The organism is Lentzea sp. NPDC037011 (genome assembly GCF_055607425.1).
This window is the reverse complement of the sequence record NZ_JBVJRT010000005.1, coordinates 194,474-217,337: the sequence shown is the minus strand read 5'-3', so window position 1 is coordinate 217,337 and position 22,864 is coordinate 194,474. Positions and strand designations below refer to the sequence as shown.

The following is a 22,864-nucleotide window of genomic DNA, read 5'->3' as shown; positions in this document are numbered from 1 at the left end:
CCCTTGTTGCCATAATCTGGCAACAAGGGGAGGTGTCCGGTGGTCGCTGTCGGGGCGCGCCTGCGTGCGGGCGCGGCGTTGCTCGGTCCGGCGTTCGTCGCCGCGGTCGCGTACGTCGACCCCGGCAACGTGGCCACGAACACCGCGGCGGGCGCGACGTACGGGTACCTGCTGGTGTGGGTGCTCGTCGTCGCGAACGTCATGGCCGGGCTCGTGCAGTACCTGTCGGCGAAGCTCGGCCTGGTCACCGGGAAGTCGTTGCCGGAGGCCGTGCGGGACCACCTGCCGCGGCCGGTGCGGCTCGCCTACTGGGCGCAGGCCGAGGTGGTCGCGATGGCGACCGACCTGGCCGAGGTCCTGGGCGGTGCCATCGCGCTGCGCCTGCTGTTCGACCTGCCGCTGCTGCTCGGCGGCGTGATCACCGGCGTGGTGTCGACGGTGCTGCTGCTGGTGCGGGACCGGCGCGGGCAGAAGCCGTTCGAACGGGTCGTCACGACGATGCTGGTCGTGATCGCCGTCGGGTTCGTGGCGGGGCTGTTCGTGTCACCGCCGTCGGTGCCGGACGCGGTCACCGGGCTGGTGCCGCGGTTCGCCGGCGCGGACAGCGTGCTGCTGGCGGCGGGCATGCTCGGCGCGACCGTGATGCCGCACGCGGTGTACCTGCACTCGGCGCTGGCACGGGACCGGCACGGCAAGAACCCGGCGCTGCTCGGCACCACGAAGGTCGACGTGGTCGTCGCGATGGTGCTGGCCGGTGCGGTGAACATGGCGATGCTGCTGCTGGCGGCGTCCGCGTTGCAGGGCGGGGAGGACGTCGGCACGCTCGAAGGCGCGCACGCGGCGGTCGGTGCCGCGCTGGGCGGCGGGGTCGCGTTGCTGTTCGCGCTCGGATTGCTGGCGTCCGGGTTCGCCTCCACCGCGGTCGGGTGCTACGCCGGTGCGGTGGTGATGGACGGGCTGCTGCGCGTGCGGGTCCCGTTGCTGACCAGGCGACTCGTCACGCTGGTGCCGGCGCTGGTGGTCTTGGCGTCCGGAGTGGACCCGACGTTCGCGTTGGTGCTGTCACAGGTGGTGCTGTCGTTCGGCATCCCGTTCGCCCTGGCGCCGCTGGTGTGGCTGACCGGGCGCCGGTCCGTGATGGGCGGGTTCACGAACCGGCGGGCGGTCACCGTCGCGGCGTGGGCGGTCGCCTTCGCCGTCGTCGTGCTGAACGCGGCGCTGATCTACCTGACGACGTCCGCATAGGACACACCGAGCTGACCGAGCGCGGTCTCCATGATGCGCATGATCTCCACCGAGTCGTTCCACGTCATGTCCGCGTGCTCGACGAACCCCATCGCGACCCAGTCGTCGACCGATCGGATCTGGTGCGTGTAGCCGCCGTCCTCGGCCGTGTGCTCGACGCCGTTGATGAGCACCCTGGTGGGGTTGTAGAAGGCCTCGGGGATGTCGATGCGCCCCTCGGTGCCGATGACGGTGGCGCCGGCGCCGGTGTCGGCGGTCAGCGAGCAGCCCAGCAACGCGTGCGCGCCGTTCTCGTAGCCCAGCAGGATGCCCGCGTCGGCGTCCACGCCGCTCGGTGCGAGGCCGCCGTGCGCGTGGACCGTGCCGGGAACGCCCAGGAGCAGGTGCGCGAGGGAGACCGGGTAGACGCCGAGGTCGAGGACGGAGCCGCCGCCCGCCTCCTTGGCCCACAGCCGGTCGTTCGCGTCGAAGGCGTGCCGGAACCCGAAGTCGGCGCGGACCAGCCGCACCTCACCGATCTCACCGGCGCCGACGGCCTCCACGACCTTGCGGATCAACGGGTTGAAGCGCGTCCACATCGCTTCCATGAGGAACAACTGCTTGGTCCTCGCCCGGTCGACCATCTCCTCGACCTGCGCGACCGTCAGCGCGAGGGCCTTCTCGCACAGCACGTTCTTGCCGGCGTCGAGGGCGGCGAGCACGACCTCGTGGTGCTGGCCGTGCGGGGTGGCCACGTAGACGACGGTGACGTCCGGGTCGGCGAGCAGCTCGTGGTAGTCGCCGTAGGCGCGCGGGATTCCGAACTTCTCCGCGAACTGCTCGGCCCTCGCGACGTCCCGAGAGGACACGGCACCCACCTGGACACCCGCCTTGAGCATGTCAGCGGTCACCGCATGCGCGATTCCGCCCGTTGCGATCACACCCCACGTCATGCCGATCAGCTTAGATTGGAGTCATGCGCCTCATCCTGAACGTGATCTGGCTGGTGCTCGCCGGTTTCTGGATGGCCGTCGGCTACGCGGTCGCCGGTCTGATCTGCTGCATCCTGATCATCACGATCCCGTGGGGCATCGCGTCGTTCCGCATCGCGAACTACGCCCTGTGGCCGTTCGGCCGCGAGGTCGTCGAGAAGCCGGGAGCGGGCACGGGCTCGCTGCTGGGCAACGTCATCTGGATCCTCGTCGCCGGGCTGTGGCTCGCCATCGGCCACGTCGTCACCGGCATCGCGCTGTGCATCACGGTCATCGGCATCCCGCTGGGCGTGGCCAACTTCAAGCTGGTCAAGGTCTCGCTGGTGCCGCTGGGCAAGGAGATCGTCGAGGTCCCGTGACCCGCGGACGGCCTCAGGCGTGCCGGATGCCGTCGTCCAGCCCGAGCAGCTCCACCGACCTCGCGCGCATCTCCACCTTGCGCACCTTGCCGGTGACCGTCATCGGGAACTCGTCCACCACGTGCACGTAGCGCGGGATCTTGTAGTGGGCGAGCTTGCCGGCGCAGAACTCCCGCACCGCCTCGGCGGTCAGCGGCGCGGCGCCCTCGCGCAGGCGCACCCACGCCACGAGCTCCTCGCCGTACTTCGCGTCCGGCACGCCGACCACCTGGGCGTCGAGCACGTCCGGGTGGGCGTGGAGGAACTCCTCGACCTCGCGCGGGTAGACGTTCTCGCCGCCGCGGATGACCATGTCCTTGATGCGGCCGGTGATGGTGACGTACGAGTCGTCGTCCATCACGGCGAGGTCGCCGGTGTGCATCCAACCGGCGGCGTCGACGACCTCCGCGGTCTTCTCCGGCTCGTTCCAGTAGCCGAGCATCACCGAGTAACCGCGGGTGCAGAGCTCGCCCGGCGTGCCGCGCGGGACCGTGGCACCGGTGACCGGGTCGACGATCTTGACCTCCAGGTGCGGCCCGACGCGGCCGACGGTGCCGACGCGGCGGTCGAGCGAGTCGTCGGCGCGGGTCTGCGTCGACACCGGCGAGGTCTCGGTCATGCCGTAGCAGATGGACACCTCGCCCATGCCCATGCGCTCGACGACCTGCTTCATCACCTCGACCGGGCACGGTGAGCCGGCCATGATCCCGGTGCGCAACGACGAGAGGTCGTAGCCGTCGACCAGGTCGAGCATCGCGATGAACATCGTCGGCACGCCGTAGAGCGAGGTGCAGCGCTCCTCCTGCACCGCCGCGAGGGTCGCCGCCGGGTCGAACGCGGGTGCCGGGATCACGACGCACGCGCCGTGGCTGGTCGCCGCGAGGTTGCCCATGACCATGCCGAAGCAGTGGTAGAACGGCGGCACCACGCAGATGCGGTCCTGCTCGGTGTAGCCGAGCAGCTCGCCGACGAAGTAGCCGTTGTTGAGGATGTTGTGGTGCGACAGGGTCGCGCCCTTGGGGAACCCGGTCGTGCCGGACGTGTACTGGATGTTGATCGGGTCGTCGCGGTCCAGCTCGACCTCGGGCAGCTCCGCCGCGCTCCACCGCGGATCGTCCAGGAACACGACGTGCCGCAGCTGCGGGCAGCGCGGCCGCACCTCGTCGACCATCCCGGCGTAGTCGGAGGTCTTGAACGACCGCGCGGACACCAGCGTGTGGATGCCCGCCTGGTTCAGCACGTACTCCAGCTCGTGCACCCGGTAGGCCGGGTTGACGTTGACCAGGACCGCGCCGATCCGGGCGGTGGCGTACTGCACGAAGACCCACTCCGCGCAGTTCGGTGCCCAGATGCCGACCCGGTCGCCCTTGCGCACGCCCAGCGCCGTGAGACCGGCGGCGACCCGCTCGACCTCGGCCGCCAGCTCCGCGTAGGTCCACCGGCGGCGCGTCGCCCTGTCGACGAGTGCCTCGCGGTCGCCGAAGCGCTCGACGGTCGCGGCGAGGTTCGCGCCGATGGTGTCGCCCAGCAGCGGGGCGGTGGACGTGCCCGAGGAGTAGCTGGCGGTCATCCGCCCACCGTAGTCAGGCCCCGGTGTACGGCAAGGGGACGACGAGGCACGGCCCGCCGCTGTAGAGGCCGGCGTCGATCGCCAGCACCTTGTCGTCGGCGTAGACCAGCGGCCCGTCGATCTGCTCGGGCATGACCCCGAGCTGGTCGGCGATGACGCTGTGCCCGTGCACGATCCTGTTGCCGCCCAACGTGGCCAGCAGCTCGTCGGCGATCTCCGGGCCCTGCGGCCCGCGGAAGGCGTACCTGGTCGTCATCTTGCGCCAGCACTCCCACCACTCGACGAGGTCGTCGCCCTTGAGCACCTGGCGGACGGCCTCGTTGACCTCCTCGATCGAGGACCCCCATTCGAGGTAGGCGACCGTGTCGGAGTGCATCAGCAGGTGGTCGGCGCGCAGCTTGAGCACCGGCCGGGTCGTGAGCCACTCGAGGTGCGCCTCGGTCAGCCGGTCCTGGTCGCTGCGCAGCCCGCCGTTGAGCAGCCAGCTGCGCGCGAACGACCGCGGCCCGAGGCTGTCGGGCACCTGCTCGTCACCGAACCGGTGCATGCCCAGCAGCAGCACCTCGTGGTTGCCGATCAGCGAGTTGACCGAGCCACCCGCCTCGGCCGCCTCCTCGCCCAGGCGCATGACCAGGTCGATCACGCCCACGCCGTCGGGACCGCGGTCCACGAAGTCGCCGAGGAACCACAGCTCGGCCGCACCGCCGGTCCAGTGCCCCTCCTCGTCGCACAGCCCGGCGACGTGCAGCGCCCTGATCAGTTCGGCGAGGTGCCCGTGCACGTCACCCACGACGTGCATCGGACGGCGATCCGTGTCCACCTCCGCGACGATAGGTGATGAACCCTCGCGCGTCAGTGGTCAGTCCAGTCGCCGAACGGGTCCTGGGAGTGACCGACGAGCTCCGCGATCGACTTGAGCACCCGCGTCGGGCGGTACGGGTACATCTCGGCGTGCTCGGCGGTGAAGATCCCGGAGAGCACCAGGATCGTCGACAGGCCCGCCTCCAGGCCGGAGCGGACGTCGGTGTCCATCCGGTCGCCGATCATGAGGGCGTTCTCGCTGTGCGAGCCCAGCGCGCGCAGGGCGGACCGCATCATCAGCGGGTTCGGCTTGCCGACGTAGTACGGCTCACGCCCGGTGGCGCGCTCGATCAACGCCGCCACGGCACCGGTCGCGGGCAGCGAGCCCTCGCGTGACGGGCCGGTCGCGTCGGGGTTGGTCGCGATGAACTTCGCGCCCTCCTCGACCAGGCGGATGGCCTTGGTGATCGCGGTGAAGCTGTAGGTGCGGGTCTCGCCGAGCACGACGTAGTCCGGGTCGCGGTCGGTCAGCACGTACCCGATCTCGTGCAGCGCGGTCGTGAGACCGGCCTCGCCGATGACGAACGCCGAGCCGTTCGGGCGCTGCGAGTCGAGGAACCGCGCGGTGGCCAGCGCCGAGGTCCAGATGGACGACTCGGGGATGTCGAGGCCGGTCCGCTGCAGCCGGGCGCGCAGGTCGCGTGGCGTGTAGATGGAGTTGTTCGTGAGCACGAGGAACGGGGTGCCGGAGGCGCGCAGCTCTCCGACGAACTCGTCAGCGCCGGGGATCAGGTGCTCTTCGTGCACCAGAACGCCGTCCATGTCCATCAAGTAGTGCCACATGGTCTAAGTATCGATCACGCGCTTGCGGAACGTCTCGATCTGGAGCTTGAGATAACGCTCGATGACCGCGAGCTCGGCGTCGTCGAAGTGGCCGAGCACCTCGACGAGGCTGTGGTAGGCGTTGGCGAAGAGCTCGCCGAACTTCTCCACGTCGCCCACCGTGACCTCGACGAGGACCTTGCGCCGGTCGTGCGGGTCGCGGACCCGGCGGACGTACCCGGCGCGTTCGAGGCGGTCGATGACACCGGTGACGGCGCCGGTGGACAGGCCGGAGAGCTCGGCGAGCCGACCGGCGGTCAGCGGCCCCTCGGCCCGCATCGCCAGGTCGATGCACTTCTCGTCGGTCGCCGACAGGCCCATCTGCTCGGCGACCTTCGTGTGGAACATGACGGTGAGCGCGCTCTGCTCCCGCATGTACCAGGTGAACCTCTCCAGCACTTCAGGTTCCATGTGGAACATCTTAGCCGCTAAGACAATTGGTCGTGGATGTGCTCCAACTGGGCGGAACGTGAGAAACCTCCGTTGTGGAGGTACCTACAAGAGGTTGTTCATTAAGCTGAATGAGGTGACAGCAGTGGAGTTGGGACTACCCGTGGTGCGCGGCACCCCCGACGTGTCCGCACGTCCGGACACGCCGCTGCTCGTCGACCGGTTCGGGCGGGTGGCCAAGGACCTGCGGGTCTCGCTCACCGACCGCTGCAACCTGCGCTGCACCTACTGCATGCCGGCCGAGGGCCTCGACTGGCTGCAGAAGGACGAGCTGCTCACCGACGACGAGCTGGTCCGGCTCATCCGGATCGCCGTGGTCGACCTGGGCGTGACCGACATCCGGTTCACCGGCGGCGAGCCGTTGCTGCGCCGCGGGCTGGAGCACGTGATCGCGTCGACCGCCGCTCTGGAGCCCCGGCCGCGGATGTCGATGACCACGAACGGCATCGGGCTCTCCCGCCGCGCGAAGTCGCTGAAGGACGCGGGCCTGAACCGCATCAACGTCTCGCTCGACACCCTCGCCCCCGACCGGTTCGCCACGCTGACCAGGCGCGACCGCATCACCGACGTGCTCGACGGCCTCGACGCCGCCCGCGAGGCAGGCCTGGAACCGGTGAAGGTCAACTCCGTGCTGCTGCGCGGCATGAACGAGGACGAGGCCGTCCCGCTGCTGCGGTTCTGCGTCGAGAACGGTTACCAGCTGCGGTTCATCGAGCAGATGCCGCTCGACCCGCAGCACGGCTGGACCCGCACGAACATGGTCACGGCCGACGAGATCCTGGCGATGCTGTCGCAGGCCTTCACCCTGACCCCGTCCGAGGTCCCGCGCGGCGGCGCCCCCGCCGAGCGCTGGCTGGTCGACGGCGGCCCCGCGACCGTCGGCGTGATCGCGTCCGTGACCAGGCCGTTCTGCGCCGCCTGCGACCGCACCCGGCTCACCTCGGACGGCCAGGTCCGCAACTGCCTGTTCAGCCGGTCGGAAACGGACCTGCGCGCGTTGCTGCGCGACGGCTCCCCCGACTCCGCCGTCGCCGACGCCTGGCGCGCCACCATGTGGGGCAAGGCGGCCGGTCACGGCATCAACGACGCGGGCTTCAGCCAGCCCGACCGGCCCATGAGCGCCATCGGAGGATGACGGTGACCACCGCGGTGAAGGTCCGCTACTTCGCGGGTGCGCGCGCTGCGGCCGGTGTCTCGGACGAGGACCTCGTGCTCGAAGGCTCGCCGAGCGTGGCCGTGGTCGTCAGCGCGATCGGGGAACGCCACGGCGAACGGCTCGGCAAGGTGCTGGCGGCGTCGAGCTTCCTGCTGGACGGGGTGGCCGTGCGGGACACGTCGGTGCCGGTGCGGGCCGGGGCTCAGCTGGACGTGCTGCCGCCGTTCGCGGGCGGCTGACCCGCGTCGTCGCCCGAGCCGCGGGGGTCCACCGGCTGCGCCAGCCGCCGTTCCCACGACCTCCGCCCGGTCATCCGCGCCAGCTCCAGCCCGCGCAGCCGCTGGCGTTCGGCCTCCTCGAAGTCCCCGAGCTCCCGGTGCACCTCCACCAGCTCGGCCACGACCTGCACCTGCCGCACCCGCAGCTGGGCGCGTTCGGCGCGGTCGTCGGCCTCGGTGGCGCAGCGCAGTGCCGACGCCAGGTCGCCGGCGGCGCGGTGGTCGGCGGCCAGGCCCGCGAGCGCCTGCACCTCTCCCCTGGCGAAGCCGGCCCTGCGGGCGATGGCGAGGGCCTGCTCGTGCTCGGCGAGGGCCTCCTCGACGCGGCCCTGCCGTTGCAGCGCCATGCCGAGGGTGATGCGGCCGTCGGCCTCGTTCGTGTCGTCGGCACCGGCCACGGCCAGGTCGACGGCGGCGCGCGCGTCGCGTTCCGCCTCGTCGTAGCGGCCCTGTTCGAGGCGCAGGAACGCGTGGGTCTCCCGGCTGCGGCTCGGGAAGTGCGGGCCCAGCTCCGGGGTCGTGAGGGTGGCGACCTCGGCGAGGTACCGCTCGGAGGTCTCCAGGTCGCCGGGGAAGAGGTAGACGGAGGCGAGGCCCTGCAGGCAGTAGGCGACGCCCGCGGTGAGCCCGGAGGCGCGGGAGATCTCCAGCGCCTCCTCGCCGTAGGCGACGGCCAGGTCCAGCGGGCCGAGGTCCACGAGGATGCTGCTGAGGTTGTAGAGGGCGTTCGGGCTGCGGTCGAGGGTCAGGGACTCCTCCATCGCCGCCACCGCCTCCGCGAGGTGGCCGAGCTCCCAGTGGATGATGCCGAGGTTGGTCAGCAGCGAGCTCAGCGCCGCGTGGTCGCCGTGGGAGCGGGCCAGCGCGACGGCGCGGGTGTACTGCGGCAGCGCCTCGGCGAACTCGCCGGACCGCCAGTGCGCGAGACCGAGCGAACCGTGCATGGTCGCCTCCGCGCGCTGGTCACCGAGGGTGCGAGCGGCGCGCAGGCCGGCGCGGGCGCTGGTGCGCCAGTCGACGACGTCCGCGGAGTGGTGCAGGAAGTGGGCGCGCATCGCGTCCGTGAGCTGCCAGGCGACGGGCCGGTCGGCGGCGGCGAGGACGGCGACGACGACGTTCTGGCGTTCGGTGTCGAGCCAGGCCAGCGCGTCGGCCATGGTGCCCAGGTCGTGGGCGGGCAGGTCGGCGGGCAGCTCGGGCAGCGGCAGGCGGTGCAGCTCCGGGTTCAGCGTGCGGCCCGCGCGGTCGGCGTTGAGCAGGTAGTACGCGAACAGCCGGGTCGGCGAGGCATCGCCCAGACGCAGTGCGTAGGCGCGCAGCAGGTCGTGGAGGCTGTGGCGGTCTTGCGCGCGTTGCACCAGGTTCGCCGCCACGAGCTGGTCCAGCGGTTCGGCGGCGGGCGAGCCGAGCAACGCGGTCGCGGCCTCGACGCCGAAGTCGGGGCCGGGGACCTGGCCGAGCAGCCGGAACAGCCGCTGGGCGCGGTCGGGCAGCGCCAGGTAGGACAGCTCGAACGTGGCGCGCACCGCGGCGTCGCCCTCGATCTCCAGCGCGTCCAGCCGTCCCTCGCCGCGCAGGTCGACCAGGTAGTCGGCGAGGTGGCGGTCGGTCAGGTGCGCGGCGGCGATGCGCAGCGCGAGCGGCAGGTGGGCGCACCAGCCGACGAGCTCGGCGCGGTCGGGTGAAGCGCCGTCGACGCGCATGTTGGTGAGCAGCGCGTCGGCCTCGGCGTCGTCGAACACGTCGAGCCGGATCTGCTCGTGCTCCGGCAGGTCGGTGCGGCTCGTGACGATCACCCGGCTACCCGCGCCAGCGGGCAGCAGCGGGGTGACCAGGTCGGCGGTGGCGTTGTCGACCACCACCAACAGCCGCAGCCCCGCGGTCAGCTCCCGGTAGAGCGCGAGCTGCGCGTCCGGCGCGAGGGGGACCTGTTCGGCGCCGAGCGCGCGCAGGAACCGGGCGAGCGCCTGCTCGACCGTCACCGGCTCGCTCGCGGAGAACGCGCGGAGGTTCACGTGCAGCTGCCCGTCGGGGAAGCCGGCCCGCAGCCGGTGCGCGACGTGGACGGCGAGCGAGGTCTTGCCGACACCGGGCGGGCCGGTGATCGCGAGGACGGGGGCCGTGGCGGCCAGCGCGGCGGCGATCTGCGGTGCGCGGCCGACGAAGTCGGGCAGGTCGGCGGGCAGCTGGCGCGGACCGGGCCTGCGCACGACCAGGCGGTAGCCGTGCGGTTCGGTGACCACGGCCTCGGTGGCGCGCAGGCGCCGGACGAGGTTGCGCAGCGCCGCCTTCGGGTTCGCCGGCCGGTCATCGGGCCAGACGGTGACGACCAGCTCGTCGAACGGGACGGGCTGGCCGGGACGGGCGGCGAGTGCGGAGCGGAGCAGGTCGAGCCTGGTCATGCGCGGTCGAGGTCCTCCTCCCGGGAACGGCACCCGGTCTCGGCCACGAGCGCGGGGCCCGCGCGCTCCGCCTCGTCCTCGGCGCTGTGCGCCTCCTGCGCGAGCTCGACGGACTTGATCTCGGTCACCAGTGCATCGTCGAGGCGTCCGCGCACGAGCGCGAGTCGGGCGTGCGAGTCGAGACCGGGAACACGGCGGCCCGGCCGGCGAGCGCCTCGGGCGGCGGACGAGCTGTAAGCCGAACGGGTGCATCGAGGAGTGCGCGCAGTCTGCTCGCCTCCGCCGCGCACTTGATCGCAGGGGCGTCCTCCCACCGTGAGGAGGACGTCTCCGATGGCCTAGTGGTCGTGAGCCACGACTCACTTTCCGTGAAAGATCTCGGTCGATCTCGGATTGGAAACAGACCGATAACGGCGCTCCTGAGCTGCGGTTTTGTAGATTTCCGACAATAAACCGAACCGTTACTGTGACGCGCATCACGGTCGGTTCCGTTTGGCGGTGCCGCCATGGGCTACGTACGGTCACATCTCGGCTGGCCCCGAACCGGCCGAGAGCACCACCGGAGAACCGAGCACCGAACCCAGTCCACACGGTTCCCCGGACATACCCCGAGCGAGAGACACCGCTGGACTGGGACGCAGGAGCACACCGGGCCCCGAACCCGAGCTGCTGACGCAGGTGTGGTGGACCGAGAGGCACATGGCTTTCAACCGTGGCACGCAGGGCAAGCAGGGTTCCGCAGCTCGCACCATCGCCAAGGTCGCGGTCGCCGGCATCATCGCCGGTGCCCCTCTGGGCCTGGCCGTTGGCACCGCCAACGCCGCCCCCTCGATGGACTGGGACGCCGTCGCCAAGTGCGAAAGCGGCAACAACTGGTCCATCAACACCGGAAACGGCTACTACGGTGGCCTCCAGTTCTCGATGCAGACGTGGCAAGGCCACGGAGGCCAGGGCAACCCCGCCCAGGCGTCGCGCGAGGAGCAGATCCGCATCGCGGAGCGCGTCCTGCAGACCCAGGGCTACAAGGCCTGGCCGACCTGCGGCGTGAAGGGCCTCGGCGGCCAGACCGCCCCGGCTCCGGCCCGTCAGGCCGCCCCCGCCCCGCAGCAGCAGCAGCAGCAGCGCCAGGTGCAGCCCCAGCAGCGCCAGGCCGCCACGCCGGTCGCCCCGGTCGTCGTCGCGGGTTCGAAGTCGAACCCGAACGGCACCTACGAGATCAAGGCGGGCGACACGCTGTCGAAGATCGCTGACGAGCAGAAGGTCAGCGGCGGGTGGCAGGCGATCGTGGAGAAGAACAAGGGGTTCCTGACGAACCCCGACCTGATCTTCCCCGGTCACAAGCTGGCGCTCTGAGCGTCGAACGTCGTTGGCCCGTGACGGGCTGATGCAAGAACAGGGACCTCATCGCGACCCCCCGGCGGTGAGGTCCCTGTTCGCGTCGGACGGGCACGGGCGTGAGATGGACGGGCACGGACCCACGCGTTGTCCGGCGAGAGACGCCTCGCTCGGCTCCGGCGGCCTCGCCCACCACACTCCGAGCGGCAGCCGCGCCCATCCCGCCGACCGCGCCCGAGCGGCAGCCTCGCTCGGCCCCGGCAGCCTCATTGCGAGCGCCGACCGCCCTCCGAGCGGCTCACGTGCGTTGCGGAAATCTGCACCCGATCAGGGGCAGTTGACCCACTCATCGGTGTTGTCCGAGAACACCTGCCGCTTCCACACCGGCAACCGCGCCTTGACCTCGTCCACGAGGTCCGCGCACAGCGAGAAGGCCTCCTTGCGGTGCTCCGCCGCCACAGCGCACGCGAGAGCCACGTCGCCGATCTTCAGCGGCCCGACCCGGTGGGAGACGGCGATGCCGTGGACGCCCTCGTAGCGGTCCGCCAGTGACGCGACGACCTCGGCGACCACGTCCGCGGCGGACGGGTGGGAGTGGTACTCCAGCTCCAGGACGGAGCGGCCGCCGTCGTGGTCGCGGACCACGCCGGAGAAGGTGACGACCGCACCGGCGCGGTCGGAGGTCACCAGGGCGGCGTGTTCCTCCACCGACAGCGGTTCCTCGGTCACGGTGGCGCGCAGCACGACGCTCATCTGTGGTCTCCTCCGCGGAGTTGGTCCAGGGCGTGGTCGACGACCTTGGCCAGGACCTCCAGGCCGTCGCGGACGCCGCCGGTGGAGCCGGGCAGGTTGACGACCAGGGTGCGACCGGAGACCCCGGCCACCCCGCGGGACAGGACCGAGCCGGGGACCTCCGGCCAGCCCGCCATGCGGATGGCGTCGGCCAGGCCCGGGATCTCGTGGTCGAGGACCGCGCGGGTGGCCTCCGGGGTGCGGTCGGTGGGGTTGATGCCGGTGCCGCCGGTCGTGATGACGAGGTCGGCGCCGTCGGCCACGGCCGCGGCCAGGGCGTCGCGGACCGGGTCGCCGTCCGGGACGACCACCGGGTCACCGGCGGTGAAACCGCGGTCGGTGAGCCAGGCGGTGATCAGGGGGCCGCTGCGGTCGGCGTAGACGCCGGCGGCCGCCCGGTTCGAGGCGGTGATGACCACTGCTTTCCTCACGGGCGCTCCCACAGGCCGGTCTTGCCGCCTTCCTTGCGTTCCACCCGGACCGCGTTCATGGTCGCGGCCGGGTCCACGGACTTCACCATGTCGTGCAGGGTCAGGCCGGCCACCGAGACCGCGGTCAGCGCTTCCATCTCCACGCCGGTGCGGTCGGTGGTGCGGACCGTGGCGGTGATGAGGACCGAGTTGTCGGCCAGCGCCAGGTCCACCGCCACGGACGACAGGGCGATCGGGTGGCACAGCGGAACGAGCTCCGAGGTGCGCTTCGCGGCCATGATGCCGGCGATGCGGGCGGTGGCCAGCGCGTCGCCCTTGGGGAGGCCGTCCGCGCCCAGCAGTGCCACCACCTCGGCGGTCGTCTGCAGCACGCCCGTGGCCACGGCCGTGCGGGTGGTCTGCTCCTTGCCGGAGACGTCGACCATGCGGGCCGCGCCATGGGAGTCCAGGTGGGTGAACTGCTTGGTCATACCGCGATCGTAAGCCCGCACGAAGTGCGCGCCCCCTGCCCAAGGCCCCTCCGCCCGCCCCGCCCCGCCCCGCCCGCCGCGCCCGGCCCGCCGGTCACGCGGGGGCCCCGCGTGCCCCAGAGGGGAACGTAGGACTCCCGCATGACCGGAAAGAGGGGCGGGGTCAGGCGTTGGCGGCCTTGCGGACGGCTTCGGCCACCGCGGGGGCCACGGTGTTGTCGAAGACCGACGGGACGATGAACGACGCGTTCAGGCGGTCGCCGTCGACCACGTCGGCGATGGCCTGGGCGGCGGCCAGCAGCATCGCGTCGGTGATGGTCTTCGCGTGGGCGTCGAGCAGGCCGCGGAAGACGCCGGGGAACGCCAGGACGTTGTTGATCTGGTTCGGGAAGTCCGAGCGGCCGGTCGCGACGACGGCGGCGTGCTGCTGGGCCTCCATCGGGTCGATCTCCGGGTCCGGGTTGGCCAGCGCGAACACGATGGCGTCCTTGGCCATCGTCGCGACCTGGTCGGCGCCGAAGAGGTTCGGGGCCGACACGCCGATGAACACGTCCGAGCCGACCAGCGCGTCGTGCAGGCGGCCGGACTGGTTGCCCTTGTTCGTCGAGGCGGCGATGGACTTCAGGTTCGCGTCCAGGCCGGGGCGGTCGCGGTGCACGATGCCGTCGACGTCCACGGCGATGATGTCGCCGGGCTCCTGCGCGAGCAGCAGGCGGATGATCGCCGACCCGGCCGCGCCGACGCCGCAGACGGTGATGCGGCAGTCCTTGATGTCCTTGTTCACCACGCGCAGGGCGTTGCGCAGCGCGGCGACGACCACGATCGCGGTGCCGTGCTGGTCGTCGTGGAAGACCGGGATGTCGAGCTTCTCGCGCAACCGGGCCTCGATCTCGAAGCAGCGCGGCGCGGAGATGTCCTCGAGGTTGATGCCGCCGTACACGGGGGCGATGAGCTCGACCGCGCGGATGATCTCCTCGGTGTCCTGGGTGTCCAGGCAGACCGGCCACGCGTCGACGCCGGCGAACTTCTTGAACAGCGCGGCCTTGCCCTCCATCACGGGCAGGGCGGCGGCGGGGCCGAGGTTGCCCAGGCCCAGCACGGCGGAGCCGTCGGTGACCACGGCGACGGTGTTGCGCTTGATGGTCAGGCGGCGCGCGTCGTCCGGGTTCTTCGCGATCGCCTCGCACACGCGGGCCACGCCGGGGGTGTACGCGCGGGACAGGTCGTCGCGGTTGCGCAGCGGGACCTTCGACGAGATCTCGATCTTGCCACCGAGGTGCACGAGGAACGTGCGGTCCGACACCTTGCGGACGACGATGCCGGGCAACGTCTCCAGCGTGTCGGTGATGTCCTTGGCGTGGTTGGCCGACAGGGCGTTGCAGGTGAGGTCGATGACGACGCGGTCGTTGTGCGACTCCACGACGTCGAACGCCGTGATGACGCCGCCCGCGCGGCCGACGGCCGAGGTGAGGTCACCCGCGGCGCTCGCTGACGGCGGCGCCTCCAGTCGAACGGTGATCGAGTAACCAGGGCCGGGGACCGGCATCGTCATTCCTCCCACGAAGTGCTGCTCAAGCGGGAAACGAGCCTATCCCCGGCCCCTTTGCGGTACTCACCCGACTCGGCGAGTTTTAAGACCGGTCTGACAATCCACTCAGGACTTGTTGATCTCGGTCACCGGGTGCGTGTACGGGAGGTCCTCGACCGGCAGCGGGAACGTGACCGTGCCGAACGGCGACAGCGCGCCCTGCAGGTCGCTGGTCAGCTCGGTGACGGGGTGACCGCCTTCCGGGCCCTCCGGCCAGTGCGGGTCGACCCGTTCAGGGCGTCCTTTCGCCACGTTCTCCTCCTCGGTGGTGCCAGATGACGCCACAAGTGTGACAGAGGACGAGGAGATCTCCAGCGGCCCATATACCGTGGTGAGAATGTCCGGCATCACTCTGGCCGACTGGCTGCGCGGCCAGGACGACAACGCGCTCGTCGCACTGCTGCGCGCCCGTCCCGACCTGGCAACGCCCCCACCAGCCGACATGTCCGTGCTCGCGACGAGGGTCGGCACCAGGGCGTCGATCGCGCGCGCCTGCGAGGACCTCGACACGTTCACGCTCGCGGTGCTGGAGGGCCTGGTCGTCGTGGGCGCGGACACCGCGCCCGTGGCGTTGCCCACACTCGCGGGGGTGCTCGGGCCGGACGTGAAGCCGAAGCCGCTCAAGCAGGCGCTCGCCCGGCTGCGGTCGCTCGCGCTGGTCTGGGGCGACGACGACGCGCTGTCGCTGCCCCCGGTCACGCGGGAGGCGTTCGGCACGTACCCGGCGGGGCTCGGCCGGGCCACCGGGCAGACCTACGACCTGGACGGCATCACCGAGGGCGAGCAGCGGGTGCTGCAGAAGCTCGCCGCCGGTCCGCCCATCGGCGACACGAAGGACGCGTCACGGGTCGTGCCGCTGGAGAAGGCGGAGACACCGGTCCAGCGGCTGCTCGCCCGCGGCCTGCTGCTGCGCCGCGATCCCGGCACCGTGGAGCTGCCCCGCGAGATCGCGCTGCGGCTGCGCGGCGACCGTCCACTCGGGCCGGTCCAGGTGACCGAGCCGAAGCCGCGCACCGGCACCGTCGCCCCGGCGAACGTCGACGCCACCGGCGGCGGTGAGGCGCTGGAGCTCGTGCGGCACGTCGAGAACCTGCTCGCGAGCTGGTCGGTCGAACCGCCCGCGGTGCTGCGCACGGGTGGGCTGGGCGTGCGGGACCTGCGCAGGGCCGCCAAGGACCTGGGTGTCGACGAACAGCGCGCCGCCCTGCTGATCGAGCTGGTGGTCGGCGCCGACCTGGCCGCGAACACCGAGTCCACCGAACCGGAGTGGGTGCCGACGACCAAGGCCGACGTGTGGCTCGCGGCGACCACCGAGGTCCGCTGGGCCACGCTCGCGCACGCCTGGCTGGAGCTGCCGCGGCTGCCCGCGCTCGTCGGCCGCCGCGACGAGAAGGACAAGCTCTTCACCCCGCTCGCCGACGAGATCCGCCGCGCCCAGGCGCCCCGCGACCGCCGCTGGGTGCTCGACAGCCTCGCCGCGCTGCCGAAGGGCACCGCGATCGGCGGTGCCGCGGAGCTCGCCGCGCTGCTCGCCTGGCGGGCGCCGCGCCGGGGCGGGCGGCAACGCGACGAGCTGGTGCGCTGGACCGTCGAGGAGGGCACCGCCGTGGGCGTGCTCGCGCTCGGTGCGGTCACCAGTGCGGGCCGCGTGCTGCTCGACGAGGGCGCCGGGCCCGCAGCGAAGGCGCTCGCCGAGGCGTTGCCGGACCCGCTCGACCACGTGCTGGTGCAGGCCGACCTCACCGTGGTCGCGCCCGGCCGGCTCGAACCGGAGCTGGCCGACGAGCTGGCCCTGGTCGCGGACGTCGAGTCGGCGGGCAGCGCCACTGTCTACCGGATCAGCGAGACCACGGTCCGCCGCGCGCTCGACGCGGGCCGCACCGCCGACGACCTGCACGAGCTGTTCAAGCTCCGCTCGCGCACCCCGGTGCCGCAGTCGCTGACCTACCTGGTCGACGACGCCGCACGCCGGCACGGGCGGCTGCGCGGCGGTGCCGCGGGGTCGTTCCTGCGCTGCGACGACCCGGTGCTGGTCAGCGAGGTCCTGGCGCACCCGGAGGCGGGCAGGCTGGAGCTGCGCCGGATCGCACCGACCGTGCTCGTGAGCCCGCTGCCGCTGGCGGACGTGCTGGACGGGCTGCGCTCGGCCGGGTTCGCCCCGGCGGCGGAGGGCCCCGACGGGCAGGTGCTGGACCTGCGGCCGGGTGGACGGCGCACCACGCCGAGGCAGCGTTCGGCGCGCAAACCGGCGACACCGGCCGTGCCCGCCGACGAACGGCTGGGCGAGCTCGTGAAGCTGGTCCGCGCCGGTGACCGCGCGGCGGCGACGCCACGGGGTCAGCGCGTCGCCGTTCCCGGGAACCTGGGTGCCGGGCCGTCGGCGACGCTGTCGTTGCTGCAGGAGGCGGCACGGGCGCGGCGCAGCGTGCTGGTCGGGTTCGTCGACTCGCACGGCACGGCGGCGCAGCGCGTGATCGAACCGCACGTCGTCGGCGGCGGCGTGCTGGAGGGCTACGACCACAGCTACGGCGAGGTGCTCCGGTTCCCCCTGCACCGCGTCACGTCCGCCGCCCTGGTGGACGAGGACTGACTGACCCCGGACACGACGACGAGGCGAGCGCCGCACCCGGAGGTGGGGCCCGCCTCGTTCGAGTCGTTCAGGCTGCGGGGATCAGCCGGCGCGGACGGACATCCACTGGCGCATCGCGTGCTCCACCAGCGTGATGAGCGTCTGCTTGGTCGACTGCCGGTTCCGCGCGTCGCACGTCACGATCGGCACCGACTCGTCGATCGTCAACGCCTCGCGCACGTCCTCCAGCCTGTGGTGCAGGAGGCCGTCGAAGCAGTTGACGCCCACGACGTACGGCAGCTGCCGGTCGTCGAAGAAGTCGATCGAGGCGAACGCGTCCGCGAGCCTGCGGGTGTCGACCAGCACGATGGCGCCGATGGCACCCCGCACCAGGTCGTCCCACATGAACCAGAACCGGTGCTGACCCGGTGTACCGAAGAGGTACAGGATCAGGTCGCTGTCGAGCGACACGCGGCCGAAGTCCATCGCGACCGTCGTGGTGACCTTGTTCGGCGTGGCGGAGAGGTCGTCCACCCCCGCGCTGGCCTCGGTCATCACCGCCTCGGTGGTCAACGGGACGATCTCGGACACCGAGCCGACGAACGTCGTCTTGCCAACACCGAAGCCACCCGCCACGACGATCTTGGCGGACGTAGTCGGCTTCCGTGCGCCCTCGGCGCCCTGGGGACTAGAGCCTGCGAAGCCCACTGAGCACCCTCTCCAGGAATTCCATGGAAGGCCGGTCCCCCACGACCAGACCGCCCTGGTGAATCAAAACCAATCCCATGCTTGCCATGTCGCCGATCAACACCCGCACGACGCCAAGAGGCAAGCGTAGGAGTGCCGCGACCTCGGCCACCGACCGCGTGTCCACACACAACCCGCAGATCGACCTGTGCTCGGGAAGTACTGCGGCATCCCGTTCGAGGCCACGCTCGCTGGTCGAGATCAGCGCCTCGATCGCGAGGTCGTAGTCGGGTCGTGTGCGTCCACCGGTGCGCGTGTAAGGCCGCACCAGTGAACCCGAGTCCGCAGACGCATTCTCCTCCGGCCGCACAGCGGGCTGTGCACCGGTGCTGTACGCCGGTTGTGCGCCGGTGCTGTACACCGGCTGCGGCCCGGTGGTGTACGGCAGCTGTTCGGGCACCGCTTCCGGCATCTCGTGCTGGCCGAACAGGTCCGCGCCGGGGCCACCGAACAACCCGGTGCCGTACCCGCCGTCTATGTCGAACCGGTTCGGCACGTCGTCGTACGGGTACGACGACGAGTCATCCACCTCACGCTGAGACATATCGCCTAGCCCTTGCCCTGTAACCCGCTCATCGTGGGGTGCGTCCTCGGCTTCCTCTGGGTCTGGGGGAGGCGCGTCGGGCTCCTCGAACTGAAAGCCACCAGCCGCCCACTCCTGGTAGTTGAAGTTCCTACCCAAGCGGCGACCACCGGCGCCAGGTCTCCGAGCCATCTCATCTCACCCCTGTACTACCAGTGAGGTCTAGCGGCGGACCACACCCTGGAGCTGCGCGCGCAGCTCCGGGGTGAGTTGTTGACCGACTCTCTCGACCAAAAGCGTCATCTCGTAGGCCACGAGGCCGATGTCGCAGTTGGGTGCCGCCAGGACGGCAAGGCACGAGCCGTCACTGATCGACATGAGGAACAGGTATCCCCGCTCCATCTCGACGACGGTCTGGTTGACCCCGCCTGCCTCGAAGCAGCGGGCAGCACCCTGTGTGAGGCTGACCAGCCCGGACGCGACGGCGGAGAGCTGCTCTGCACGGTCCCGGGGCAGCCCCTGGGACCCCGCGAGCAACAGCCCGTCCGCGGACACCACGACGGAATGTGCCACGCCGGGCACCCTCCGCACGAAGTCGGTGATAAGCCAACCAAAGCTGCCTGGCTGCGCTGCGGTCGTCACTCCTGCTCCTCGTTCTGCCGGCTCGACTGGTCACCAGCGTATGCCTCGATCAATGCGTGCCGGCCTCGCCGGACACCACTTTGCAGGCTCGACATGCGCCCGCGCACCGCATCGGCGGAACGGGGCGGCAGCGGCGGGCGCTGCGCTGTCTGTGACGCGGCCTGCGGCGTGGGTGCCGCAGATCCTGGCACGAGCTGAGCCTTCGGTGTCCGTTTCGGCAATCCTGCCGCTGTCTTCGACTCCGGCGTCTTGTTCAACAACGCCTGAGCCGCCTGCCATCCCTCGTCGGCAGGCGACTGCCAAGCCGACTCGGAAGTGGGTACCGCCGCTGGAGTCTCCTCCACGACGGGCTCCGGTTCCACAACTCGCTCCTGCTCGGCGGGGGCGACTACTGCTTCCTCGACCGGCGGCTGCACCTTCGCGCGCGGTTTGCGCACGGGCAGACCGGCTGCCGACGTGGTGGTGGGTGCCACCGCCGGGACGGGCTTGCGGGTACGGGTCGGGAGCTCCGGTTCCGGTCCGTCCGAGAGAGGCGGGGTCGTCGGCGGCTCGTCGATGTACTCGACGCCGCCGGCGCTGGAGCCGTTGAGCTTCGCCTCGACCTTGCCCGCGGGTGCCGCGGGCCCGCCGGCCGCCGCGGGCGGAACCGGCTGGGCGGTGGACGCCGACGTCTCGCTGCCGATGGCCTGGAACCACTGCGAGAGGACCGCCTCGTAGATCGGCAGCCGCTCGGTCGGGGCGTCCAGGTCGTGCTCGATCGCCCTGCGCGACGGCTCCGAGGTGCCGTTGCGGTGCGCGAGCTCGGGCTCGACGGGGGCGCGGGAGACGCCGTTGGTCGACGGCGGCTCGTCCACCGGCGGGATCGGGACGAACTGCGTCGTCTCGTAGCCCGGCTCGAAGGAGATCTCGCCGTCTTCCTCGTCGCGGTCCTCGTAGGCCGTGAAGAGCGTCGGCTCGCCGAACGAGCCCTCCGGCTCCACCGCGGCGAGCTGGTCGCGGCGCCAGCGCTCCGACGGCGTGACGTCCTCCGCGGGGGGCGGGTCCTGGTAGACCGGCACCGCCGTGGCGCCCGCACCGGTGTCGGTGAGCGAGCTGGGCACGAAGCTGACCGGGATGCTCGGGCTCGAGTCATCGATGCGCGGCACGGCCCCGGTGGCACCGCCGAACGCACCCGCGATGCCGCTGGCCCTGCTGGCCGTGGTCGTCGTGGCGGGGGCCGGGGTGTGGCCGAAGTCGGTCGGACCGGTGTGGGCCGTGCCGCCGAACTCGGTGGTGAGCTCCGCCTGCGGCTGCATGCCGAACGCGGAGGCGAGGCCACCGGAGCCCGACGGCGGGGCGGCGGGCATCGGCTGGCCCGGCGTCGCGATGAGCGTCTCCGGCACGATCACGAGCGCGGTCGTGCCGCCCTCGATGTCCTCGTTGCCGCGCAGGCGGACCTTGATGTCGTGGCGCTTGGCGAGCCGCGCGACCACGTACAGGCCCATCCGGCGGGAGACGGCGACGTCGACGTCCGGCGGGTCCGCCAGGCGCTCGTTCGCGTCGATGATCTCCTGGTCGCCCATGCCGACGCCGCGGTCCTGGATCTCGATCGCCAGCTCGCCCTTGCGGGTCTTCGCCGTGCGGACGGTGACCTTGGTGACCGGGTCGGAGAACGCCGTGGCGTTGTCCAGCAGCTCGGCGATGAGGTGCACGAGGTCGTTGACCGCGCGGCCCTGGACCGTGAGGTCCGGGGTCTGGCCGACCTGCACGCGGGCGTACTGCTCGACCTCGGAGACCGCCGCACCGAGCACCTCGGCCGCGGGGACCGGGCGGGTGAGCCGCCGCGAGAGGTCGGTGCCCGAGAGGACCAGCAGGTTCTCCGAGTTGCGCCGCATGCGGGTGGCGAGGTGGTCGAGCTCGAACAGCGAGGCCAGCTGGTCGGGGTCCTGCTCGTCCTGCTCCAGCCGGTCGATCAGGTTCAGCTGGCGCTCGACCAGGGCCTGAGAGCGGCGGGAGAGGTTGACGAACATCGCGTTGACGTTGTCGCGCAGGAGGGCCTGCTGGGCGGCCAGCCGCACCGCTTCACCGTGCACCGCGTCGAACGCGCGCGCCACCTGGCCGACCTCTTCACGGGTGTGCACCGGCACCGGCTCGACGGCGGTCTTCGCCGCGTTCTCCGGGTTCGGGTCGGCGAGGATGCGCTCGACCGCGTCGGGGAGCCCGTGGTCGGCGACGTCGAGGGCGGTGCGGCGCAGCGTGCGCAGCGGGCTGAGGATCGAGCGGGCGACGAACAACGCCATCAGCAGTGCGAGCGCGAGGACCGCCAGCACGACGCCGGACTCGACGTAGGCACGGGTGCGTGCGGCGCCCGTGAGCTCGTCGGTCCGGTCCTGCAGCTGTTCGAGGAGCAGGTTCTCGACGTCGCGGGTCAGGTTGACCGTCAGCGTGGCGGCGATGTCCCACTTCTCCGACGTCAGCGTCGTGAAGTCCTTGGTGCCGGCCTGCTGGTTGATGGCCGATTCCTGCATGTCGTTCGCGGTGTCGACGATCAGGCCGGTGACGGTGTCGTCGTAGATCTTGGCCTGCTCCGGCGTCGCCGCCTTGCGGAAGTCGTTGCGGGCGGCTTCGAGCTCGGCGTCCGCGGCCTGCAGGGAGCGCAGCTGGGACGGCGTGAACGCCTTGCGCTGGAAGACGTCGAGGAGGATGGCCCGCTTGAGCGACTCCTGCTCCTTGATGCGCGCGATGGCGTTCGTCGTCAGGTGCAGGCGCACCAGCTCGGGGTCGTTGATCTCGGAGATCGTCTGCTCACCGAGGCTGATCAGCGTCTCGATGGACTCCGAGTAGGTCCGCTGGACGGCTTCGGCGGGGTAGAGGGTCTCCCGCACCGAGTTGCGGAGGCTGTTGAGGCGGTCGAGCTGCTTGAAGGCGACCTGGAAGCGCTCGACGGCGGCCGGGTTCATGTCGGAGCCGAGCTCCGAGATCCGGTTGTTGAACGTCTGGCTGGTGTCGTTCACCCTGCGGAGCTGGCGGTCCAGGACGACCCGGTCGAGCTTCCTGTTCGAGGCGACGTAGCTGACCGAGAGGTCGCGCTCGCGCTGGAGCTGCTGCACCAGGTCGGCGACCGCCGTCTCGAGGCGGATCTGGTTCGCGAGGTTGTTGAACTCCGTCGCGTCCTGGAGGTCTGTGCGGACGCGCAAGCCACCCAGGGCGAGCGCACAGATCGTCGGGATGAGCAGGACGGCGAGCAGCTTCGTGCGCAGCCGCCAGTTGCGCAGGCGCCAGCCCGCGGATCGGGCAGGTCCGGGGCCGGTTCCGACGTCCCGCTTCACCACGGCGGGTGTCGCAGTCAGCAGGCCGTCACCCTGTGCAGCCAGTCCGTCACCCGATTCGGGCCTTTCGGAGCGTGTGGTGTCACCCACGCCAAACTGGCTGGGACCTCTCTCACGTCGGGCCACTCTGGGCTTCCTCTTCCAGCAGCAGTGTCCCGGTCTCTCCCCAGGACCGAGCATGGACTCGTCAAACGGGCGGAATTGCAGCACAGAGGTCGTTCGCCCGCTGAGGCGCCCTACCCCGTCCACAGACACCCCGGTCTACACGACCTGTGCCACCCGGCCGGGAGCGTAATGGTCAGCCCC

At 71.3% G+C, this 22,864-nt stretch carries 20 protein-coding genes and 1 pseudogene; 6 read left to right on the top strand and 15 right to left on the bottom strand.

The features are described 5' to 3' along the window. Nucleotides 1-39: 39 nt before the first annotated feature. Nucleotides 40-1,245, top strand: coding sequence for an Nramp family divalent metal transporter (locus ACZ7CH_RS16500; RefSeq protein WP_470374268.1), 1,206 nt, complete (start codon nt 40-42; stop codon nt 1,243-1,245). Here the strand turns inward: ACZ7CH_RS16500 and ACZ7CH_RS16495 are convergent. Beyond that, entirely contained in the window at nt 1,224-2,177 is a 954-nt protein-coding gene (locus ACZ7CH_RS16495) for a Gfo/Idh/MocA family protein (RefSeq protein WP_470374267.1), read from the bottom strand. The two genes, ACZ7CH_RS16500 and ACZ7CH_RS16495, sit on opposite strands and share 22 nt — an antisense overlap. A gap of 23 nt (nt 2,178-2,200) precedes the next feature. On the opposite strand from ACZ7CH_RS16495, the gene ACZ7CH_RS16490 reads away from it, so the two are divergent. Further along, the gene (locus ACZ7CH_RS16490; protein WP_360385533.1) at nt 2,201-2,575 is read left to right on the top strand and encodes a YccF domain-containing protein; all 375 of its coding nucleotides are present in this window, start codon (nt 2,201-2,203) and stop codon (nt 2,573-2,575) included. 13 nt (nt 2,576-2,588) lie between these two features. On the opposite strand, the gene ACZ7CH_RS16485 is transcribed toward ACZ7CH_RS16490, so the two are convergent. Genes ACZ7CH_RS16485 through ACZ7CH_RS16470 form a run of 4 tightly spaced genes read right to left on the bottom strand, consistent with a single transcriptional unit; the run spans nt 2,589 to nt 6,278 of the window. Continuing rightward, nucleotides 2,589-4,184, bottom strand: coding sequence for an AMP-binding protein (locus tag ACZ7CH_RS16485; protein ID WP_470374266.1), 1,596 nt, complete (start codon nt 4,182-4,184; stop codon nt 2,589-2,591). A 13-nt stretch (nt 4,185-4,197) separates the two neighbouring features. Continuing rightward, nucleotides 4,198-4,983, bottom strand: coding sequence for a metallophosphoesterase (locus tag ACZ7CH_RS16480; RefSeq protein WP_360386629.1), 786 nt, complete (start codon nt 4,981-4,983; stop codon nt 4,198-4,200). 53 nt (nt 4,984-5,036) lie between these two features. After that, nucleotides 5,037-5,828 carry an HAD-IIA family hydrolase gene (locus ACZ7CH_RS16475; protein WP_360385529.1) on the bottom strand — a complete coding sequence of 264 codons (792 nt, stop codon included), beginning with the start codon at nt 5,826-5,828 and terminating at the stop codon, nt 5,037-5,039. 3 nt (nt 5,829-5,831) lie between these two features. Then, nucleotides 5,832-6,278: a MarR family winged helix-turn-helix transcriptional regulator gene (locus ACZ7CH_RS16470; RefSeq protein ID WP_458429554.1), complete on the bottom strand. Its 447-nt coding sequence runs from the start codon at nt 6,276-6,278 to the stop codon at nt 5,832-5,834. Nucleotides 6,279-6,393: 115 nt separating this feature from the next. Between ACZ7CH_RS16470 and moaA the strand changes: the two genes are divergently transcribed. Together moaA and ACZ7CH_RS16460 are read left to right on the top strand one after the other, a co-directional pair. Further along, a complete protein-coding gene (gene moaA / locus ACZ7CH_RS16465; RefSeq protein WP_470374265.1) occupies nt 6,394-7,452 on the top strand; it encodes a GTP 3',8-cyclase MoaA in 1,059 nt (352 codons plus the stop codon). Further along, on the top strand, nt 7,449-7,712 hold the full coding sequence (locus ACZ7CH_RS16460) for a MoaD/ThiS family protein (protein WP_360385525.1): 264 nt from the start codon (nt 7,449-7,451) through the stop codon (nt 7,710-7,712). The genes moaA and ACZ7CH_RS16460 overlap by 4 nt, the downstream gene beginning before the upstream one ends. Here ACZ7CH_RS16460 and ACZ7CH_RS16455 read toward each other — a convergent pair. Beyond that, nucleotides 7,676-10,153 carry an ATP-binding protein gene (locus ACZ7CH_RS16455; RefSeq protein ID WP_470374264.1) on the bottom strand — a complete coding sequence of 826 codons (2,478 nt, stop codon included), beginning with the start codon at nt 10,151-10,153 and terminating at the stop codon, nt 7,676-7,678. The genes ACZ7CH_RS16460 and ACZ7CH_RS16455 overlap by 37 nt on opposite strands. Further along, nucleotides 10,150-10,281 (bottom strand): hypothetical protein, encoded by a 132-nt coding sequence (locus tag ACZ7CH_RS16450; RefSeq protein ID WP_360385521.1) that lies wholly within the window; start codon nt 10,279-10,281, stop codon nt 10,150-10,152. The genes ACZ7CH_RS16455 and ACZ7CH_RS16450 overlap by 4 nt, the downstream gene beginning before the upstream one ends. 571 nt (nt 10,282-10,852) lie before the next feature. On the opposite strand from ACZ7CH_RS16450, the gene ACZ7CH_RS16445 reads away from it, so the two are divergent. Further along, nucleotides 10,853-11,506, top strand: a complete 654-nt coding sequence (locus ACZ7CH_RS16445) for a transglycosylase family protein (protein WP_470369552.1) — start codon at nt 10,853-10,855, stop codon at nt 11,504-11,506. Nucleotides 11,507-11,815: 309 nt separating this feature from the next. Here the strand turns inward: ACZ7CH_RS16445 and ACZ7CH_RS16440 are convergent. The 4 genes and pseudogenes from ACZ7CH_RS16440 to ACZ7CH_RS16425 form a co-directional block, all read right to left on the bottom strand. Continuing rightward, nucleotides 11,816-12,723: pseudogene (locus tag ACZ7CH_RS16440) on the bottom strand (molybdenum cofactor biosynthesis protein MoaE). Further along, nucleotides 12,708-13,181, bottom strand: coding sequence for a cyclic pyranopterin monophosphate synthase MoaC (gene moaC / locus ACZ7CH_RS16435; protein WP_360385513.1), 474 nt, complete (start codon nt 13,179-13,181; stop codon nt 12,708-12,710). The pseudogene ACZ7CH_RS16440 and the gene moaC overlap by 16 nt, the downstream one beginning before the upstream one ends. 163 nt (nt 13,182-13,344) lie before the next feature. Further along, nucleotides 13,345-14,727: an NAD-dependent malic enzyme gene (locus ACZ7CH_RS16430; protein WP_360386624.1), complete on the bottom strand. Its 1,383-nt coding sequence runs from the start codon at nt 14,725-14,727 to the stop codon at nt 13,345-13,347. A 108-nt stretch (nt 14,728-14,835) separates the two neighbouring features. Beyond that, entirely contained in the window at nt 14,836-15,021 is a 186-nt protein-coding gene (locus ACZ7CH_RS16425; RefSeq protein WP_360385510.1) for a hypothetical protein, read from the bottom strand. An 85-nt stretch (nt 15,022-15,106) separates the two neighbouring features. On the opposite strand from ACZ7CH_RS16425, the gene ACZ7CH_RS16420 reads away from it, so the two are divergent. Beyond that, a complete protein-coding gene (locus ACZ7CH_RS16420; protein ID WP_470374263.1) occupies nt 15,107-17,359 on the top strand; it encodes a helicase-associated domain-containing protein in 2,253 nt (750 codons plus the stop codon). Between the two features lie 81 nt (nt 17,360-17,440). Here the strand turns inward: ACZ7CH_RS16420 and ACZ7CH_RS16415 are convergent, their stop codons facing one another. Genes ACZ7CH_RS16415 through ACZ7CH_RS16400 form a run of 4 tightly spaced genes read right to left on the bottom strand, consistent with a single transcriptional unit; the run spans nt 17,441 to nt 22,558 of the window. Next, entirely contained in the window at nt 17,441-18,046 is a 606-nt protein-coding gene (locus tag ACZ7CH_RS16415) for a GTP-binding protein (RefSeq protein WP_030470877.1), read from the bottom strand. Beyond that, a complete protein-coding gene (locus ACZ7CH_RS16410) occupies nt 18,027-18,800 on the bottom strand; it encodes a DUF742 domain-containing protein (protein ID WP_360385506.1) in 774 nt (257 codons plus the stop codon). Before ACZ7CH_RS16410 ends, ACZ7CH_RS16415 begins: the two co-directional genes overlap by 20 nt. A 30-nt stretch (nt 18,801-18,830) precedes the next feature. Continuing rightward, entirely contained in the window at nt 18,831-19,250 is a 420-nt protein-coding gene (locus ACZ7CH_RS16405) for a roadblock/LC7 domain-containing protein (protein ID WP_030470879.1), read from the bottom strand. Next, entirely contained in the window at nt 19,247-22,558 is a 3,312-nt protein-coding gene (locus tag ACZ7CH_RS16400; protein ID WP_470374262.1) for a sensor histidine kinase, read from the bottom strand. Before ACZ7CH_RS16400 ends, ACZ7CH_RS16405 begins: the two co-directional genes overlap by 4 nt. Nucleotides 22,559-22,864: the final 306 nt, after the last annotated feature.

Excerpts from the sequence above, each read along its gene's own strand:
- ACZ7CH_RS16430 (WP_360386624.1), bottom strand. The coding sequence starts at position 14,727 with ATGCCGGTCCCCGGCCCTGGTTACTCGATCACCGTTCGACTGGAGGCG.
- ACZ7CH_RS16490 (WP_360385533.1), top strand. The coding sequence starts at position 2,201 with ATGCGCCTCATCCTGAACGTGATCTGGCTGGTGCTCGCCGGTTTCTGG.
- ACZ7CH_RS16495 (WP_470374267.1), bottom strand. The coding sequence starts at position 2,177 with ATGACGTGGGGTGTGATCGCAACGGGCGGAATCGCGCATGCGGTGACC.
- ACZ7CH_RS16470 (WP_458429554.1), bottom strand. The coding sequence starts at position 6,278 with ATGGAACCTGAAGTGCTGGAGAGGTTCACCTGGTACATGCGGGAGCAG.
- ACZ7CH_RS16480 (WP_360386629.1), bottom strand. The coding sequence starts at position 4,983 with ATGCACGTCGTGGGTGACGTGCACGGGCACCTCGCCGAACTGATCAGG.
- ACZ7CH_RS16475 (WP_360385529.1), bottom strand. The coding sequence starts at position 5,828 with ATGTGGCACTACTTGATGGACATGGACGGCGTTCTGGTGCACGAAGAG.
- ACZ7CH_RS16420 (WP_470374263.1), top strand. The coding sequence starts at position 15,107 with ATGTCCGGCATCACTCTGGCCGACTGGCTGCGCGGCCAGGACGACAAC.
- ACZ7CH_RS16460 (WP_360385525.1), top strand. The coding sequence starts at position 7,449 with ATGACGGTGACCACCGCGGTGAAGGTCCGCTACTTCGCGGGTGCGCGC.
- ACZ7CH_RS16445 (WP_470369552.1), top strand. The coding sequence starts at position 10,853 with ATGGCTTTCAACCGTGGCACGCAGGGCAAGCAGGGTTCCGCAGCTCGC.
- ACZ7CH_RS16455 (WP_470374264.1), bottom strand. The coding sequence starts at position 10,153 with ATGACCAGGCTCGACCTGCTCCGCTCCGCACTCGCCGCCCGTCCCGGC.
- ACZ7CH_RS16485 (WP_470374266.1), bottom strand. The coding sequence starts at position 4,184 with ATGACCGCCAGCTACTCCTCGGGCACGTCCACCGCCCCGCTGCTGGGC.
- ACZ7CH_RS16410 (WP_360385506.1), bottom strand. The coding sequence starts at position 18,800 with ATGGCTCGGAGACCTGGCGCCGGTGGTCGCCGCTTGGGTAGGAACTTC.
- moaC (WP_360385513.1), bottom strand. The coding sequence starts at position 13,181 with ATGACCAAGCAGTTCACCCACCTGGACTCCCATGGCGCGGCCCGCATG.